This is a genomic window from Pontibacter chinhatensis (assembly GCF_900113285.1).
GTDB lineage: Bacteria > Bacteroidota > Bacteroidia > Cytophagales > Hymenobacteraceae > Pontibacter > Pontibacter chinhatensis.
The window spans coordinates 256,422-272,652 of sequence record NZ_FOOT01000002.1; the positions used below are offsets into that span (position 1 = coordinate 256,422).

Genomic DNA, 16,231 nt, shown 5'->3' on the forward strand with positions numbered 1-16,231 from the left:
ACTCACTCTCCTTTTCACCGGCCTCCGTGTAAACCCTGAATTAAAAACGATCAACGAAGAACGACATATATGGCACTTGTAGAAATGGTTATGCCCAAAATGGGCGAGAGTATCATGGAAGGTACCGTTTTGAAATGGCTCAAAAATGTGGGTGATACCATTGAGCAGGACGAATCGGTGCTGGAAGTGGCAACCGACAAAGTGGACACCGAGGTACCAGCCCTGCAAGGCGGTGTGCTGAAGGAGATTCTGGTGCAGGAAGGTGACGTAGTGGCCGTTGGTGCCCCTATCGCCATCATCGCCACCAACGGCGAAGATACCGCTGCTCCTGCCACGCCAGCTGCTACCGAAGCTCCGGCTGCTCCACAAGCTGCCGCTCCACAGGAGGCTGCGCCTGCCGCCGCTTCTGCTGCTTCCGTAGCCAAGCTCGACAAGCCCGCCAGTGGCCGTTTCTACTCTCCGCTGGTGCTCAACATTGCCCGCGAGGAAGGCATCTCGATGGAGGAACTGGAGTACGTGCCAGGTACCGGCAGCGAAGGACGCGTGTCTAAGAAAGATATACTGGCCTACGTAGAGAGCCGCAAAAATGCACCGGCTGCTCCAGCTGCTCAAGCACCTGCTCCTCAGGCACAGGCTCAACAGCAGGTACAGGCTCCGGCCGTGCAGCCGCAGGCCACTCCTGCCCAGGCTGCAGTGAAGCCAGCCGCCTCTGTAGGCGGAAACACCGAGATCATCGAGATGGACCGCATGCGCAAGATGATTGCCGACCGCATGGTAGAAAGCAAGCGCATCTCCCCACACGTTACCTCTTTCGTGGAGGCCGACGTGACCAACCTCGTGAACTGGCGCAACAAGTGGAAGGACGTGTACAAGAAGCGCGAGGGCGAAAACCTGACCTTCACGCCGATCTTTATCCAGGCCATTGCCAAAGCCATCCAGGATTTCCCGATGATCAACGTATCGGTGGACGGCAGCAACATCATCCGCCACAAAGACATCAACATCGGCATGGCCGTGGCACTGCCAAGCGGTAACCTGATTGTGCCTAACATTAAAAACGCTGATCAGCTGAACCTGAACGGCCTGACCAAAAAGGTGAACGACCTGGCTAACCGTGGCCGCATGAACAAGCTGACGCCGGACGACCTGGCAGGCGGCACTTATACTATCTCTAACGTGGGCTCTTTTGGTAATGTGATGGGTACGCCGATTATCATGCAGCCGCAGGTGGCCATCATGGCCGTGGGCGCTATTAAAAAGAAGCCGGCTGTAATCGAGACACCGGAGGGCGACCTGATTGGCATCCGCCACTTCATGTTCCTGTCGCACTCCTACGACCACCGCGTGGTGGACGGCTCGCTGGGTGGCATGTTCGTGCGCCGGGTAGCCGACTACCTGGAGCAGTTTGACGTAAATCAGGCGATATAGCCGGACCAAAGTATAAAATATAAAATAAGCCTGCTGCGATACCGTGGCAGGCTTATTTTTTTGCATGTAGCTCAAAGAAAGTATACGCAGCTGTTAGTGTTAAATAGTGTTTGTGCAGCCTGTATAAGCACAGCGAAGAAATAAACAGAAGCAGCGGCAGTATACTGTATGTGTGCCGTCCGGTTTAGCCGGAGGATGTGAATACAGCCTTTACAGAACAGGCCTCGGCATTAGGATACATTACCTATTCTACCCGACTCTTATTTATACTATATTTATTTGCATTATAATAATTATAACTATATATTAGTTACAGCATGTCCGGTCTGAAATTTTCGGAAAGGCTGACAGGCAAAACAGGCTCAGGTTAGCACGCAGAACCTACAGTAAATCCATTTTTACAGCTAACCGAAGTTTCCCCCACTGCCAAGGGCATGAAATCGAGCCTGTGTATCATTCATACATTCAATGCTTTTGCTCAAGGGAACCTCAAGTATAAAAGGGTTTAGTGCATACTGCCTTCTTTCTGCTTTTGGTCTTATTCAATGATTACGGATGGGCGGCTCAACTTGCGCCTAATCCGCTGTCAACACCACTTGCTGTGCTCACCACATACTAAAGATAATGGATAGGATAATAGAAGCAGATCTTTTCCGCTACGGTGGATTATCAGGCACGAAAGGTCTTCTAAAAGGCCTTCAGAATCCCGGGTTCAGGTACATGTATTTGCTGCGCAAGGCGTCAAAGTATAAAAAGAACTCCATAAAGTGGCTGTTATTCAATTTCCTCAAATCGCGCTACTCGCATAAGTATGGGTTTCAAATTCCTTCTTCAACCGAAATCGGCGAGGGATTTTACATCGGACACTATGGGCCAATAGTGATTAACGGAAAGGCAAGGATTGGTAAAAACTGCAATATTACCCATAACGTTACGATTGGGCAGGCCAATAGGGGCAGGTTAAAAGGCTACCCAACCATTGGCGACAATGTGTGGATCGGGACGGGATCCGTGATTGTTGGTAACGTGCGTATCGGGTCAAATGTGCTGATTGCGCCCAACGCCTTTGTCAATGTTGATGTTCCGGATAATTCGCTGGTAGTAGGAAACCCGTGCAAAATACTGGAGAAAGAGGCTCCCTGCGAAGGATATATCAATAGTACCTTAAACTGACAGCACACTGCTTTTGTAGAGATTCATCTGCCTTGATTTCCTAACTACGACAGACCGATACTATAGTGCCTGGGCACCTGTCCGGGCGCTAGAGTATTTCTATTAAGAATTATAAGTGCAATTCAGCGCTAGCTCTCCTTTATTAAAGGATGTTTATCTTTTTGAGCAGGCTCGCTGATAGACACTTTATGACTAACACATGCAGCGGCGGGCTAAAATTCAAGATCCTGCCCCTGCCCCACTGTTACTTCATTTAGCCCCTCTATGAGCAGCTTTACAGAAGCCAAGGTAACGCTCTGATAAAAATTCATCGTAAAGACTGCTATACTTATACTTCTGATGCTGCAAGACCCTTGCTGCATCAGAGGTGCTTAGAATATTTTCTGCCCGATTAGCACTTTTTGCTGCGCCGAAAGTATAAATTAGCAAAACAATATATTATCAAGACAAACCGATAAAACTATGAGAAGTATCTTACCCTGGCTTCTGGCCACCTCATTCCTGTTTTTGGCGCTATACTTTTACTGGCAGAAGAACGAGGCCGAGAGTCGCCTGGCCATTGCCGATAACCAGGTAGCCAAGATAGACCAGGAGCTGGAAGAGCAGACCGAGGCCGTGGACTCGCTGGAGGAGATGGTGCTGCCACCCGACACCATGAATCTGGTGCCGCCGGGAGGAGCCGCTTTTGTGGACGAGCTAGGCAGCCTGAGCCAGAGCGATATCCAGCGTTTAAAACGCAAAGGCCTGAAAAACCCGGAAACCGACCTGATGAACGACCTGAACCGCAAACAAGGCCAGCTTATACCTACCGAAGGGGTGATGGGCGGCACCATGGCCATCCGCGACACCCGCATCCTCAACGACCGCTACGCAATGGCCTACTATGAGGATGGCCACATCGGCGGCTACATGCTGCTTAAGTATGAGGTCAACAACGGAAAGATCAACTGGAAGGTAGTGGACAGCTCCAAGCTGTAAAGTATAAGTATAAACTATGAGACTGAGCATCACCCTACTTTTTCTGTTGTGCTGCCTTATAGCAAAGGCGCAGAAAACTTCCCCCGAAAATCGCATCGTGGTTCTGGGCGAGGCAAGTATAGACGTCCCCGCTGATCAGGTAAAATTCACGGTTGTGCTCGAATCCACGGACTCGACAAGTATAGAGAAAGTATACCAGTTGCATCGGGAGCTAGAAAATAAGATGGTAAGGCTGCTGCAGGACCTGCAACTGCCATCTTCAGATATAGCATACTCGCTTTTCTCAATAAACAAGAGGCAGGATTATACAGGTAGAAAGCGGGTAGAGTACTTCATGGGCCGCCAGAGTGTAACGTTTACCCTCAGCGCTATAGATAAACTTTCGGAGGTACAGGCACGGTTGATAAAAGAAGGGTTTATATCATTCAACAGCCACTTTACTTCCAGCCAGCTAAAACAACGACAGACAGAACTGCTGGAAAAAGCTGTTGAGGTAGCCAAAGAAAAAGCCAATGTGCTGGCCAAAGCGTCTGACAGAAGTATAAAACGCATCGTGAAAGTCGCTGATACCGAAGATACTGACCCGGCATTCAGGAACTACCGTAGCGAAAGTATTCATGAAAAGGCAGCTATCAGCTATGCTGGAGCAGGCTTGACCAACTTCCCGCAAACCATACCGCTATCAGCTGTAGTGAAAGTAGTGTTTGAGCTCAGGTAAATTCCCCGCACAGGATTTGCAGGGATGTATAAAGTATAACTATTCAGAACAACATGGTAAACCTACTCCTAAGTATACTGCTGCCCCTTTCCTTTATACTTACAGATACCACGAAGCTGCACCTGCTGCAGGACCTGCAGAAAGACCTGGGCCAGTTGCAGACAAGCGAGCGCCACTTTATCAGTGACAACAGCAGCCTTAGCCCTTCTGTAGAGACCGTGGCCGAGGATCTGCAACTTTTCAGTTTGGTAGCTAACCTCAACCTGAGCCAGGCTTCCTATACCTGGCAGGAACAGGGGCCGCACCAGATCCACCGCTGGCGCTTAGACGAAGGCAACATCCGCAGCATCACCCAGATTCAGAGTATCATCCAGCTCGATACAGTGGTAACGCAGCGCTACGCCGATAACAAGCCGCCTACCCAGCAGCATATCCGCAACAGCTTCACGTTTCGTACCTACCTGGTTTCCACGGCATCGGAGCAGCACAAGCTATACTACCTCACCGAGGAAGAGCAGGGATTGCTGGCGTATAGGATTGGGGAAAAGCAGGTAAAGATAACCTATGCCGCGTCAAAAGCTGGCCTTGCCGATGTGCTTCCCGACTTTCTCAGGCAGCTCGATAACCTGACAGCAACGCTATAACTATAGCCGCAGAGGCCATACTTATAAGAGCATAAGAGGGCCGTCTCCGGGAGGGGCGGCCCTTGTATTTTATCCCTTCCCAAAACCTGCCGCAGCTTGTTATGGTAAAGTATAGGTAAGCAATAATGTCGTGGCAGAGGGTTCGGGTACCGACAAGCCGGCTACTAGATATGGAGCACTGGCTATACTTTCTGACAGAATGACATAAATAAAGCTTCTGGACTCCCTTGGCACATAGCTTGATAAAACAGAAGTAGCAAAGAAATCAAGTTGAATAAGAAATATAATAAAACTATAGAATGGGAAAAATAATAGGTATTGACTTAGGTACTACCAACTCCTGCGTTGCCGTAATGGAAGGTAACGAGCCAGTGGTGATACCTAACAGCGAAGGTCGCCGCACGACTCCGTCTATTGTGGCTTTTCTGGATAACGGAAACGGCGAGCGTAAAGTAGGAGACCCTGCCAAGCGCCAGGCCATCACAAACCCTAAAAACACGATCGCTTCTATCAAGCGTTTCATGGGCCATAGCTACAACGAGGTAAGCGAGGAAGCCAAGCAAGTATCCTACGATATCGTGCAGGGCTCGAACAACACGCTCCGTGTGAAGATTGGCGATAGAGAGTACACGCCACAGGAAATCTCTGCGATGGTGCTTCAGAAGATGAAGGCTACTGCCGAGGAGTACCTGGGCACTACCATCACCGAGGCGGTTATCACCGTACCGGCATACTTTAACGACGCGCAGCGCCAGGCCACTAAAGAGGCTGGACAGATTGCTGGTCTGGAGGTGAAGCGTATCATTAACGAGCCGACAGCTGCTGCCCTTGCCTACGGCCTGGACAAAAAGCACAAAGACCAGAAAATCGCCGTGTTTGACTTAGGTGGCGGTACGTTCGATATCTCTATCCTGGAGCTGGGTGACGGCGTATTCGAAGTACTTTCTACCAACGGCGACACGCACCTGGGTGGTGACGACTTTGACCAGGTTATCATTAACTGGCTGGCCGATGAGTTCAAGAACGACGAAGGCCTGGATCTGCGCAAGGACCCAATGGCCCTGCAGCGTCTGAAAGAAGCTGCAGAGAAAGCTAAGATCGAGCTTTCTTCTTCTCAGGAGACTGAAATCAACCTGCCATACATCATGCCGGTAGATGGTGTGCCGAAACACCTGGTGCGCAAACTGACCCGCGCCAAGTTCGAGCAGCTGTCCGACGACCTGATCCGCCGCTCTATGGATCCATGCAAGCGTGCCCTTCAGGATGCAGGCCTGTCTACTTCCGACATCGACGAGGTGATTCTGGTAGGTGGTTCTACCCGTATCCCGAAAGTACAGGAGGAAGTAGAGAAGTTCTTCGGCAAGAAGCCTTCTAAAGGCGTGAACCCAGATGAGGTGGTGGCCATCGGTGCTGCTATCCAGGGTGGTGTACTGACAGGTGAAGTAAAAGACGTACTGCTGCTGGACGTTACGCCACTGTCACTGGGTATCGAGACCATGGGTGGTGTTTTCACTAAGCTGATTGAGGCGAACACGACGATTCCGACAAAGAAGTCTGAGACGTTCTCCACAGCTTCTGATAACCAGCCGTCAGTGGAGATCCACGTGCTGCAGGGCGAGCGCCCAATGGCAAAGGATAACCGCACAATCGGTCGCTTCCACCTGGATGGTATTCCACCAGCACCGCGTGGCGTGCCGCAAATCGAGGTAATCTTCGACATCGACGCCAACGGTATCCTGCACGTAACGGCTAAGGATAAGGCTACTGGCAAAGAGCAGAAGATCCGCATCGAGGCTTCGTCTGGTCTGAGCGAGCAGGAAATCGAGCGCATGCGCAAGGAGGCTGAAGCCAACGCAGAGGCTGACAAGAAGGCGAAGGAGGAAATCGAGAAGCTGAACACAGCTGACTCAATGATCTTCCAGACCGAGAAGCAGCTGAAAGAGTATGGCGACAAGCTTTCTGCCGGCAACAAGTCTAACATCGAGAACGCGCTGGGCGAGCTGAAGACCGCACACGGTGCCAAAGACATCGCCGGTATTGACCGCGCCATTGAGAACCTGAACAATGCCTGGAGCGCAGCCTCCCAGGAGATGTATGCCGCTACGCAAGGCCAGGGTGCCCCAGGCGCTGACGCTGGCAACGGCCAGGCTGGCGGCCCGCAGGGCGCAGCCAACGATGGCGGTGTAACCGACGTGGACTACGAGGAAGTAGACGGCAGCACCAACAAGTAAGCATCTAAAACTCAAACTATATTAAACACCCCTGCCGGGCTCCGGCAGGGGTGTTTTTGCTTTATGGCAAACATCATATTAGGGCGCATACTATAATTAAATAGTGCAATTTTAAGATAATTGACTTACTTGCGTCTTTTTACGATAACCAACTTTCAACATTTTATGAAACAACTTTACATTACCATCACGCTATTATTTATTTTTAACTTATCCTCAGCGCAGAAGAATTTCAAAAGCGGGTTTATACTTCAAAACGGTGACACCATCAGAGGTCTGGTGGATTACAGGGGAGATGTTCGCAGTTCTCAATTAGTGACTTTTAAGCAGAACGAAACTACTCCAGAACAAGCATACACTCCAGAAGATATACAAGCCTATGGGTTTGATCAGGAGCAAAAGTACTTTGAGGCACATGTACTGCCTGCTGTGGAAGGAGGCGCCTCAACGCGGCTGTTTCTAAACGTATTAGCCAAGGGGAAAGCCAGCTTGTACCACTACCGTGATACCTTCCAGAAAGAGAACTACTACTTATCAAAGGACAATGGCCCACTGGTTGAGCTAGCCCAGGAAGTTTATTACATAACAGACGCTTCAACAGGCCAAAAGCGGAAGGTAACTGATAAGAAGTTTGTTACTGTGTTATCTAGTGTTTTCTCCGACTGTAATGAAGTCTCACAAACACAATTGAAAAAAGTAAGTTATAATGCCTCATCCCTTACTAGTATTGTACAAGCATATAACCAATGCGTTGCCCCCGGCAGCAGTGTTTATGTACAGAAAAAAAAGAAAGGTGCGGTTACCATTGCCCCTGTTTTCGGTTATTTCACCTCAAGCTTGAAAGTAACAGGAAGCCATAGGCTTGTTGAGCGCAATTATGACAAGAGCACAACACATTTTACGGGAGGTGTTAGCTTCAATTTTACAATTCCTAGCATAAATGAAAAGCTTTCGATCCAAACGGAGCTCCTTTACTTTCCTCAGAAATTCTACTCTTATCATTATGAAAAGAACCAAATGGGCAGAACAACCACCAGTGAAATAACATTCGACCAGAGCTACCTTAAATTACCAGCCCAGTTGCGCTATACTTTCCCCAAAGGCAAGATTAGGCCTTTTATCAATGCTGGACCGGTTCTGGCATATGCTGTAAAGCTGAAGGACAACGAAGTTGTGCACAGCTCTTTCATGTCATCGAGCTACACCGAAGAAGGCCCGGTATTTCCAGATAATGAGAGCGTTCGCCCATACTCTATGGGATTAGCTTCGGGCGCCGGTATCTCCTATCTGTTGAAGGGCAAGGCATTGTCCTTAGAGGCCAGATATGAAATAAACGATGGTTTTTCTGTGATAGACAAAATAAATACCAGGATTAGGAGCACCTACTTTATCCTGAGCTACGCTCTGTAACCTTGCAGACCAGCAAAACAAGAAGCCAGTGCCAGAAGAGCACTGGCTTTTTGTTTACCCCCTTGTTGTAAGGACCTGATATTGCTGTCATCATACTGCTAAAGAGGCAGCCATAGGCATTTTAACCGCGATTCACCTACATAGAAAGTATAATTTAAAATCTATCTTTCCGCATATATCTCGTAATAACCTACATTCAGAGCGCTAAGAAATGATATAATTATTCCACTACAGCATTTTTTTACCCAGTTTCAAAAAGGATGTGTTATTCCAAGCATATTTATACTATGACGCCCTGATATCCAAGATTACACGTCAACTTCTACATCATAGCAACATTTAAAGCAGCAAGTTGACCTTGCAAACATTTTATAAACTATTCCGTGAGTGGTTTTGTTCGGTGTCAAATAATCATCACTATTGCAGAAGATTATCTCTTCGCAGAGAGATAAAAACAATACAATTTCAACTTCTAGTATTTAACCGGTTATATGGCAAAATTTTACGCTTTAACTTCCCTTTCCAAAGTACAGGCATGTGGGCACATGTCTACCTTAGTTTGCTGCCCCTCTCCCTCCCTCTCGGAGCGAGTACTTCAAAAAAGTTTTGCCTACGGCACCTCTCCGGCATAGCCATGCGTTAAGTAAGTGTTGTGGTTATGAGAATCATATCAGCAGCCCTCAGTTTGCTGTTATTACTAGGTTATTTCTGTGCCCAAGCAGAAACCTACTATGTCAGCAGTACCGGTAATGATGAGAATTCCGGTTCCTCCAAAACGTCTGCCTGGGCAAGTATAGACAAGGTAAATAACACCCTCCTGGTGCCTGGCGACACAGTGCTTTTCGAAGGAGAAGTAGTTTTTACAGGCAGTTTGGGCTTTGAGGAAGGGGTAAAAGGTACCCCGCAAAAGCCAATTGTGCTTGGCTCCTACGGAACAGGAAGGGCCGTCATCAGGAGCGGAACACAGCAAGGCTTCTGGCTCTATAATACCTCCGGCTTTAAGCTAGAGAACCTTGTGTTTGAAGGTGCTGGCAGAACGCTCAGCACAACGGCCGGGATAGACATTTACATGGACTTGCCCAATACAAAGCTGCCCTATATTGTCATCCATAACGTGGAAGTATACGGCTACCGTGAGGCAGGTATCAGCATTGGCAGTTGGGAAGGCCCACAGGGCTTTCGCGACGTCTCCATCACCAACACCTCCTCCCATGATAATGGCGATGGGGGTATCGTTGTATGGGCGCAGGATAACCTACTGGCGCACCAAAACGTCTACATTGGCCATTCGAAAGCCTATAATAATGCAGGTATTCCTACGAAAACGCACTCCCACAGCGGCAACGGCATCATCTTGGGCGGAGTTGACGGAGGTATGATCGAATACTGTGAGGCCTACAACAACGGCTGGCTGAATGCCTGGAAAGATGGTGGCCCAGTGGGCATCTGGTGCTACACCAGCAACAACGTTATCATACAGTACAACGAATCGCACCACAATAAAACGGGCACCACCAAGGACGGCGGCGGATTTGACATCGACGGGGGCAGCACCAACTGCATCCTGCAATACAACTACTCACATGACAACGAGGGTGCTGGCTTTCTTTTAGCCCAATACTCCGGTGCCAAAGAGATGAAGAACCTGACCATCCGCTACAACATCAGCGAGAATGACGGCAGGAAAAACGGCTACGGTGCCATCCACCTCTGGTCCTCCGGCTCAAAGGGTGGTATCCAGAATGCTCAGATCTACAACAACACGATTTACCTGACGCCGGCGCCGAGCGGGACAACGAAAGCCGTTTGGGTGCAATCAGGGGGAACGACGATCGCCACTTTCCGCAACAACCTGTTCGTGACAACCGGCGGCGCAAGGCTGGTGCAGGTGGACTCTAACGTAACTGCCAACATACGGTTTGAGGGAAATAATTACTGGTCGTCCGGTGCTACACCTTCCTTTAGCTGGGCGGGTAAGGCTTACAACTCGCTCGCGAACTGGCGCACGGCAACTTCACAGGAACTCAGAAATGGCGTGGCCCTAGGTTATGCTCTCGATCCGAAGCTGGAGGCACCGGGTAAAAGTGTAACCATTGCAGACCCAAAGCTGCTTTATACGTTGGATGGTTACAAACTACAACGCACCTCCCCCTTGGTTGGCAAAGGACTGAACCTGCCGGTGGACTTCGGCATCGATGCCGGCAAAAAAGACTTCTGGGGCAACAGCATTACGCAGCGAAAGGATTTATGCATTGGAGCGCACCAAATGACTAACAGCAGCCGCGCCTGTTTATACGGAGGGCCGCAGCCACTTACCTTTGGCCATGCCGCAGCAGGCACTTATAGCGGACCAGGGGTAGCTGAGGGCTTGTTTACCCCACAGGAATCGGGCGTAGGCAACCATGCATTGGCTTATACTTATATCGATGATCAGGGAGAGGCACAAACAACCCACCATACTGTCAGGGTGATCGATACAAAGGAAACAGCGTGGACCGGGAAAGCCGGTTCATCTGATTGGTTCGATAGCCAGAATTGGACAAGCTGTGTTCCTACACCTTCCATCAGCGCCAGTATAGCGATTTCGGCAGAGGCAACCCCAACTTACCCGGTTATTAAACAGGGCAAGCATGGCAAAGCACTCGATCTCGATGCGGCAGGCACCCTCATGCTGGAACAGGAGGCCACGCTGGAGATATTCGGCAACCTGTCCGGTTCGGGGCTTCAAACTCACCCCTCCTCCAAGGTTATTTTACACAGCGACGCGCAGCAGGTGGTGCCCGGCGGCGCCTATGGCAATCTGGTTTTAACAGGCCCGGGCTCCAGGAAACTGCAGGACGATGTCATCGTTACAAACTTACTCGATTTGGGAAAGGGGAAAGTGTACCTGGGCGGCAAGAACCTTATCCTTTCGGAGCAGGCCACTATTACAAACTACAACGCCAGCAGCTACATCGTAGCGGACGGGGAAGGCAGGTTAACCTACCAGGCGCTGGGAGCAGGAAGCCAAAGAGTATTCCCGATAGGAACCGCTAAAGGCTATGCACCGGTTAAGCTCACCAACAAGGGCACAACGGATGACTTCAGCATTGGGGTAGAAGAACGCAGCCAGGTTATTACCAGCGCAGAGGAGCAGGCTACCTCCATCAAAAAAACATGGCACATAGACGAGGTTGTGACAGGAGGCTCTGATGTAACGCTGGTGCTGCAATGGAGCAAGTATGACGAGCCGGAATACTTTAATAGGCGCGAAAGCTTTGTAAGCCACTACGAAGGCGAGGCTTGGCAGGTGATGGAGGAAAGTATAGGCACTGTAGCACAAGGCAGCATTCCGGACATGTATAACATCACCCTGAGCGGCGTATCTTCCTTCTCCCCTTTTACAGTGGCCAGCACCAGTTCTGCACCGGCTCCCCTGCCTGTCACGTTGGCTAAATTTACAGTTACCCGCCAGAGCGCCGATGCCCTGCTGGCCTGGGAGACAGCCTCTGAAATAAATAATGCTGGCTTTGAAGTGGAGGTATCGGGAGACGGGAAAACATTCAGGCAGCTCGGCTTTGTCCGGAGCAAATCTCCCAACTCGCAGGCAAAACTATCCTATACTTTCCGTGACACGGAAGCTGGCAAGGCGGGCACACGGTACTATCGGCTTCGGCAGGTAGATTTAGACGGTACTGCCTCCTACTCTGCTGTAAAGGCAGTGTCGTTCCCGCGCGCTGAACTCAACTTTTCAGTGTACCCCAATCCTTTCTTCGATAGGATTATGCTCGAGATCGAATCTCCTGACAGCGGTACGCTGGCTCTGACCTTGACTGACGCAAAGGGACTTCAGGTCCTGCAAACAGCCGTCCTGCTACCACAAGGGCTGACAAGGCTCCCCATTGGCTTATCGCAGGTGCAGAAGCCGGGTTTTTACTACCTTACCGCTCACCTGGACGGCAAGTCGTACCATTTTAAGCTTGTTAAACAATAGCCAAAGTATAAAGCCCTGACCATAGGCGATTATACTTTCTAGAGGCAGAATAGCAGCACTATCTGCCTCTTTTCGTTACAATAAAATAGAAGTATAAAACTTTTTCAACATTAAATTATACACAACTCACAAACTTCCGTATAAGTTACGATTAAGGGGCACACCGGGTGAAAAGCCGCTTCGCACATGCAGCACCCCAGCCATGCATCAGTATGGCATAACTTAATCCAGCTTTTTTGAGGAGTTTCATGTCTGTACCAAAGGTTAAATGGGATTGGGAGATTACCAGCCAAACGAGTTACTGGGGAGCCAGCCTGCGTGAGCTGTGGTCCTTTCGGCACCTGCTGGAGGGGCTGGTGAAACGAAACTTCCTACTGCGCTACCAACAAACCATATTGGGGCCTTTTTGGATACTTTTCCCGCCACTCCTGACCCTGGTGACATATGTGCTTGTTTTCGGAAAACTGGTTGGTATCTCCACAGGAACGCTTCCCCCGGTGCTGTTCTATTTTGCCGGCATTATACTTTGGAGTTTTTTCAACGACAGCTTCACGGGCACGGCCACCACGTTTCGCGACAATGTGCACCTGTTCAGCAAAGTATACTTTCCGCGCATCATCATCCCGTTGTCAGTCATCCACACGCAGCTGTACAACTTTCTGATCCAGTTCCTGATGATGCTGCTTCTGGTGGCCTATTACTGGCTTTTCCAAGGGCTGCGCCTGTCACTAAGTATAACCATACTTTGGTTTCCGCTGGTGCTGCTTGCCACGGCGCTGCTGGCCTTGGGGATGGGCTTGTTTTTCTCAGTACTTACAGCCAAGTACCGCGACATGAGCTATGTAATTAACCTAGGGGTACGCCTGCTGATGTACGTGACGCCGGTCATCTATCCCTTGTCTGCTGTTCCGGAGAAGGTGCGGTGGCTGGTGCAGCTCAATCCCCTGTCGCCTCTGTTTGAGGCATTTCGCCTGTCCCTGTTAGGGGAAGGTACTGTTTCAACATGGCAACTGGCTTATAGCGTCCTGTTCACGGTGGCGTTCTTCGGTGCCTCGCTGCTCCTGTTTAACAAGCAGGGGGATAAACTAATAGATGTCGTGTAAAAACGTATGGCTGACAACATCATTCAGGTAGAGAATATTTCCAAGCTATACCGTTTGGGCACCATCGGTACGGGCTCCTTCCGGCAGGACCTGCAATGGTGGTGGAACCTGTATGTGCGGGGCAGAAAGGATCCATTTTTCCATTTGGATAAAACCGCCCCTCCTGGCGTAGCTGCCGACCAGATCTGGGCGCTGCGCGATGTGAGCTTTGATGTGAAGCAGGGAGAGTCGATGGGCTTTGTGGGCAGCAACGGCTCCGGCAAGTCTACGCTCTTGAAAATTATTTCCCGGATCGTGAAGCCGACCACAGGCGCAGTGCGGGGCAGAGGCAAGGTAAGCAGCCTGCTGGAGGTGGGCACGGGATTTAACAAGGAGCTGACGGGTCGCGAAAACATTTACATCAGCGGCTACATCTTAGGCATGAACAAAGCTGAAGTGGCCGCTAAGTTCGATGAGATTGTGGCTTTTTCAGGAATAGAGGAATTTGTGGATACGCCCGTAAAGCGCTATTCCTCAGGCATGTACGTCCGCCTGGCCTTTGCCGTGGCCGCCCACCTGGAGCCCGATATCCTGATTGTGGACGAGGTGCTGGCCGTAGGCGATGCCGATTTTCAGAAGAAGTGCCTGGGCAAAATGCGGGAAGTATCGCAGGCTGAAGGCCGCACCATCCTGTTTGTCAGCCATAACATGCAGGCTGTTAATACCCTCTGCGACAGGGCAATTTGGCTGAATAAGGGGCAGATGTTGGAGATGGGGCCATCCTCTGCCGTGGTAAACAAGTACATCGCCAGCCTTCAGAAACTGCAGTTGGGGCAGAAGTGGGCAACACCACAAGAAGCTCCTGGGAACAAGTTCATACGCTTCAAGCAGGTGGAGCTTATCCCGCATGTCGAGCATTCGGATGGCATCATCGATGTCCGGACCCCGCTAACGGTGAAGTTTCAGTTCTGGAACATGCTCGAGGAGATGAGCCTGAACGTGGGTATTGTGTTATACTCTTACACGGGCGACTGCATCTTCGATCTGCTTTCCCCGGCCCTGCACTGCCATACTGGTATGGTGGAGGGTGAGTGCACCATTCCCGGCAACTTCCTCAACGACGGTTCCTACTACATCACCCTGACAATCGCCAAAGAAGCCTCTATCCCGGTGTATAACCTGGATGAGTGCCTCTCCTTTGATGTAGAGGACTACCGGGCAGACATCTGCTATTTTGAGAAATGGTGGGGAGCGGTACGGCCTAAGTTCCCGTTCAGGCTGGAGAATCACCAGGAAGTGTGTCAGTTAAGCAGGTAAAACGATGCAGCCACCACTTTACACGATAAAACACATCCGCCTCGACGAGCCGCACGCGCCGCTGCATACCTTCTGCATGGTGCCGCGCAGCTACTTGGTTTTCTGGTGGGGGCAAATTGCGTTGGGCCATCTATACTTAGAAATCAGGGAGAAACTGACAGCCGAGACATTCTATGTGAAACTGCGAAAGGCCCTTAAGCCAGCGCTACACCAGTATGCCCCTCAGCTCGTAGAAGATGATGAAGCATGGCAACAGCTCATATCAGAAGGGAATACTGCCGCCTTACAAGATGCATTTGCAGGGCATAACCCAGAAAGTATACCGGCCGAGGTACCGGTCTCCGTTGTTATCTGTACCCGCAACAGGGCTGTATACTTAGACAAGTGCCTTGAGCAACTGCATCAGCTTAGCTGCGTGCCCCATGAAATTATTGTGGTGGATAACGCTCCCTTGGATAACTCCACTTACGAGGTGGCCTCCAAGTATAAAAAAGTGGTTTATGTGAAGGAGCCCAGAGCAGGACTGGATATCGCCCGCAATACCGGGGCATTGAGCGCCTCCTGCGAAGTGGTGGCCTTTACGGATGATGACGTGCTGGTTCACCCGATGTGGGTATACTGGGTCTGGCAAACGTTTCAGGACAAGTCGGTTGCGGCCATGACGGGGCTGATTATAGCTGCCCAGCTACATACCAGGGCCCAGGTAAATTTTGAAAAGTACTGGAGCTTTAACAGGGGTTATGCAGACAAAGTATACACCGGGGATTTCATCCATTCAACTTTGTCTATCGGCCCTCCTGTGTGGGAGATAGGAGCCGGCGCAAATATGGCCTTCCGAAAGTCCGTTTTTGAGCAGGTGGGCCTCTTTAATGAGTACCTAGATGTGGGCGCGGCCGGCTGCAACGGAGACTCCGAGATGTGGTATCGCATCCTGGACAAAGGCTTAACCATTCATTATAACCCGAGAGCCATCGTTTTCCACGAGCACCGCAGGGAAACAGGCAGGCTGAAGAATCAAATCTTTTACTACATGCGTGGCTTTACCGTGGCGGCCCTGCTGCAGCAACGGCAGAAAGAGGAGGCCGGCTACAAAAGGCACTTATACTATGTGCTCCCCAAATTTTACCTGGAGCTCATCCGGAAGGGCTTCCCCTACTACCGGTCAAGGACCTCTACCATTTGGGCCGAAATGACGGGCATCGTATCGGGCCTCATCTATTACAAAAAGAATCAGCAAAAATTACTTAAGTCCTTAAGCAAATAACGTGGTTACACCC

The 16,231-nt window shown here is 50.3% G+C and carries 11 protein-coding genes; all 11 read left to right on the forward strand.

Annotated elements, in window-relative coordinates; all coding sequences use genetic code 11:
* The first annotated feature begins 69 nt into the window (after positions 1–69).
* Positions 70–1,428 carry a dihydrolipoamide acetyltransferase family protein gene (locus BM040_RS06415; RefSeq protein ID WP_092099687.1) on the forward strand — a complete coding sequence of 453 codons (1,359 nt, stop codon included), beginning with the start codon at positions 70–72 and terminating at the stop codon, positions 1,426–1,428.
* Positions 1,429–2,052: 624 nt separating this feature from the next.
* Positions 2,053–2,601, forward strand: coding sequence for a serine O-acetyltransferase (locus BM040_RS06420; protein ID WP_092099688.1), 549 nt, complete (start codon positions 2,053–2,055; stop codon positions 2,599–2,601).
* A gap of 462 nt (positions 2,602–3,063) precedes the next feature.
* Positions 3,064–3,579 carry a hypothetical protein gene (locus tag BM040_RS06425; RefSeq protein ID WP_092099689.1) on the forward strand — a complete coding sequence of 172 codons (516 nt, stop codon included), beginning with the start codon at positions 3,064–3,066 and terminating at the stop codon, positions 3,577–3,579.
* Positions 3,580–3,595: 16 nt separating this feature from the next.
* A complete protein-coding gene (locus tag BM040_RS06430) occupies positions 3,596–4,297 on the forward strand; it encodes an SIMPL domain-containing protein (RefSeq protein ID WP_092099690.1) in 702 nt (233 codons plus the stop codon).
* Positions 4,298–4,350: 53 nt separating this feature from the next.
* The gene (locus BM040_RS06435) at positions 4,351–4,941 is read left to right on the forward strand and encodes a hypothetical protein (RefSeq protein WP_092099691.1); all 591 of its coding nucleotides are present in this window, start codon (positions 4,351–4,353) and stop codon (positions 4,939–4,941) included.
* A gap of 299 nt (positions 4,942–5,240) precedes the next feature.
* Positions 5,241–7,172 (forward strand): molecular chaperone DnaK, encoded by a 1,932-nt coding sequence (gene dnaK, locus BM040_RS06440; RefSeq protein ID WP_092099692.1) that lies wholly within the window; start codon positions 5,241–5,243, stop codon positions 7,170–7,172.
* A 165-nt stretch (positions 7,173–7,337) separates the two neighbouring features.
* Positions 7,338–8,582 (forward strand): porin family protein, encoded by a 1,245-nt coding sequence (locus BM040_RS06445; RefSeq protein WP_092099693.1) that lies wholly within the window; start codon positions 7,338–7,340, stop codon positions 8,580–8,582.
* Positions 8,583–9,240: 658 nt separating this feature from the next.
* Entirely contained in the window at positions 9,241–12,555 is a 3,315-nt protein-coding gene (locus BM040_RS06450) for a right-handed parallel beta-helix repeat-containing protein (protein WP_092099694.1), read from the forward strand.
* Positions 12,556–12,803: 248 nt separating this feature from the next.
* Positions 12,804–13,658, forward strand: a complete 855-nt coding sequence (locus tag BM040_RS06455) for an ABC transporter permease (protein WP_092099695.1) — start codon at positions 12,804–12,806, stop codon at positions 13,656–13,658.
* A 6-nt stretch (positions 13,659–13,664) separates the two neighbouring features.
* On the forward strand, positions 13,665–14,954 hold the full coding sequence (locus tag BM040_RS06460) for an ABC transporter ATP-binding protein (protein ID WP_092099696.1): 1,290 nt from the start codon (positions 13,665–13,667) through the stop codon (positions 14,952–14,954).
* Positions 14,955–14,958: 4 nt separating this feature from the next.
* Positions 14,959–16,218 carry a glycosyltransferase family 2 protein gene (locus tag BM040_RS06465; protein ID WP_092099697.1) on the forward strand — a complete coding sequence of 420 codons (1,260 nt, stop codon included), beginning with the start codon at positions 14,959–14,961 and terminating at the stop codon, positions 16,216–16,218.
* Positions 16,219–16,231: the final 13 nt, after the last annotated feature.

Coding starts and splice junctions, on each gene's coding strand:
- BM040_RS06415 (WP_092099687.1), top strand. CDS start 70: ATGGCACTTGTAGAAATGGTTATGCCCAAAATGGGCGAGAGTATCATG.
- BM040_RS06435 (WP_092099691.1), top strand. CDS start 4,351: ATGGTAAACCTACTCCTAAGTATACTGCTGCCCCTTTCCTTTATACTT.
- BM040_RS06425 (WP_092099689.1), top strand. CDS start 3,064: ATGAGAAGTATCTTACCCTGGCTTCTGGCCACCTCATTCCTGTTTTTG.
- BM040_RS06460 (WP_092099696.1), top strand. CDS start 13,665: ATGGCTGACAACATCATTCAGGTAGAGAATATTTCCAAGCTATACCGT.
- BM040_RS06465 (WP_092099697.1), top strand. CDS start 14,959: ATGCAGCCACCACTTTACACGATAAAACACATCCGCCTCGACGAGCCG.
- BM040_RS06450 (WP_092099694.1), top strand. CDS start 9,241: ATGAGAATCATATCAGCAGCCCTCAGTTTGCTGTTATTACTAGGTTAT.
- BM040_RS06420 (WP_092099688.1), top strand. CDS start 2,053: ATGGATAGGATAATAGAAGCAGATCTTTTCCGCTACGGTGGATTATCA.
- BM040_RS06455 (WP_092099695.1), top strand. CDS start 12,804: ATGTCTGTACCAAAGGTTAAATGGGATTGGGAGATTACCAGCCAAACG.
- BM040_RS06445 (WP_092099693.1), top strand. CDS start 7,338: ATGAAACAACTTTACATTACCATCACGCTATTATTTATTTTTAACTTA.
- BM040_RS06430 (WP_092099690.1), top strand. CDS start 3,596: ATGAGACTGAGCATCACCCTACTTTTTCTGTTGTGCTGCCTTATAGCA.
- dnaK (WP_092099692.1), top strand. CDS start 5,241: ATGGGAAAAATAATAGGTATTGACTTAGGTACTACCAACTCCTGCGTT.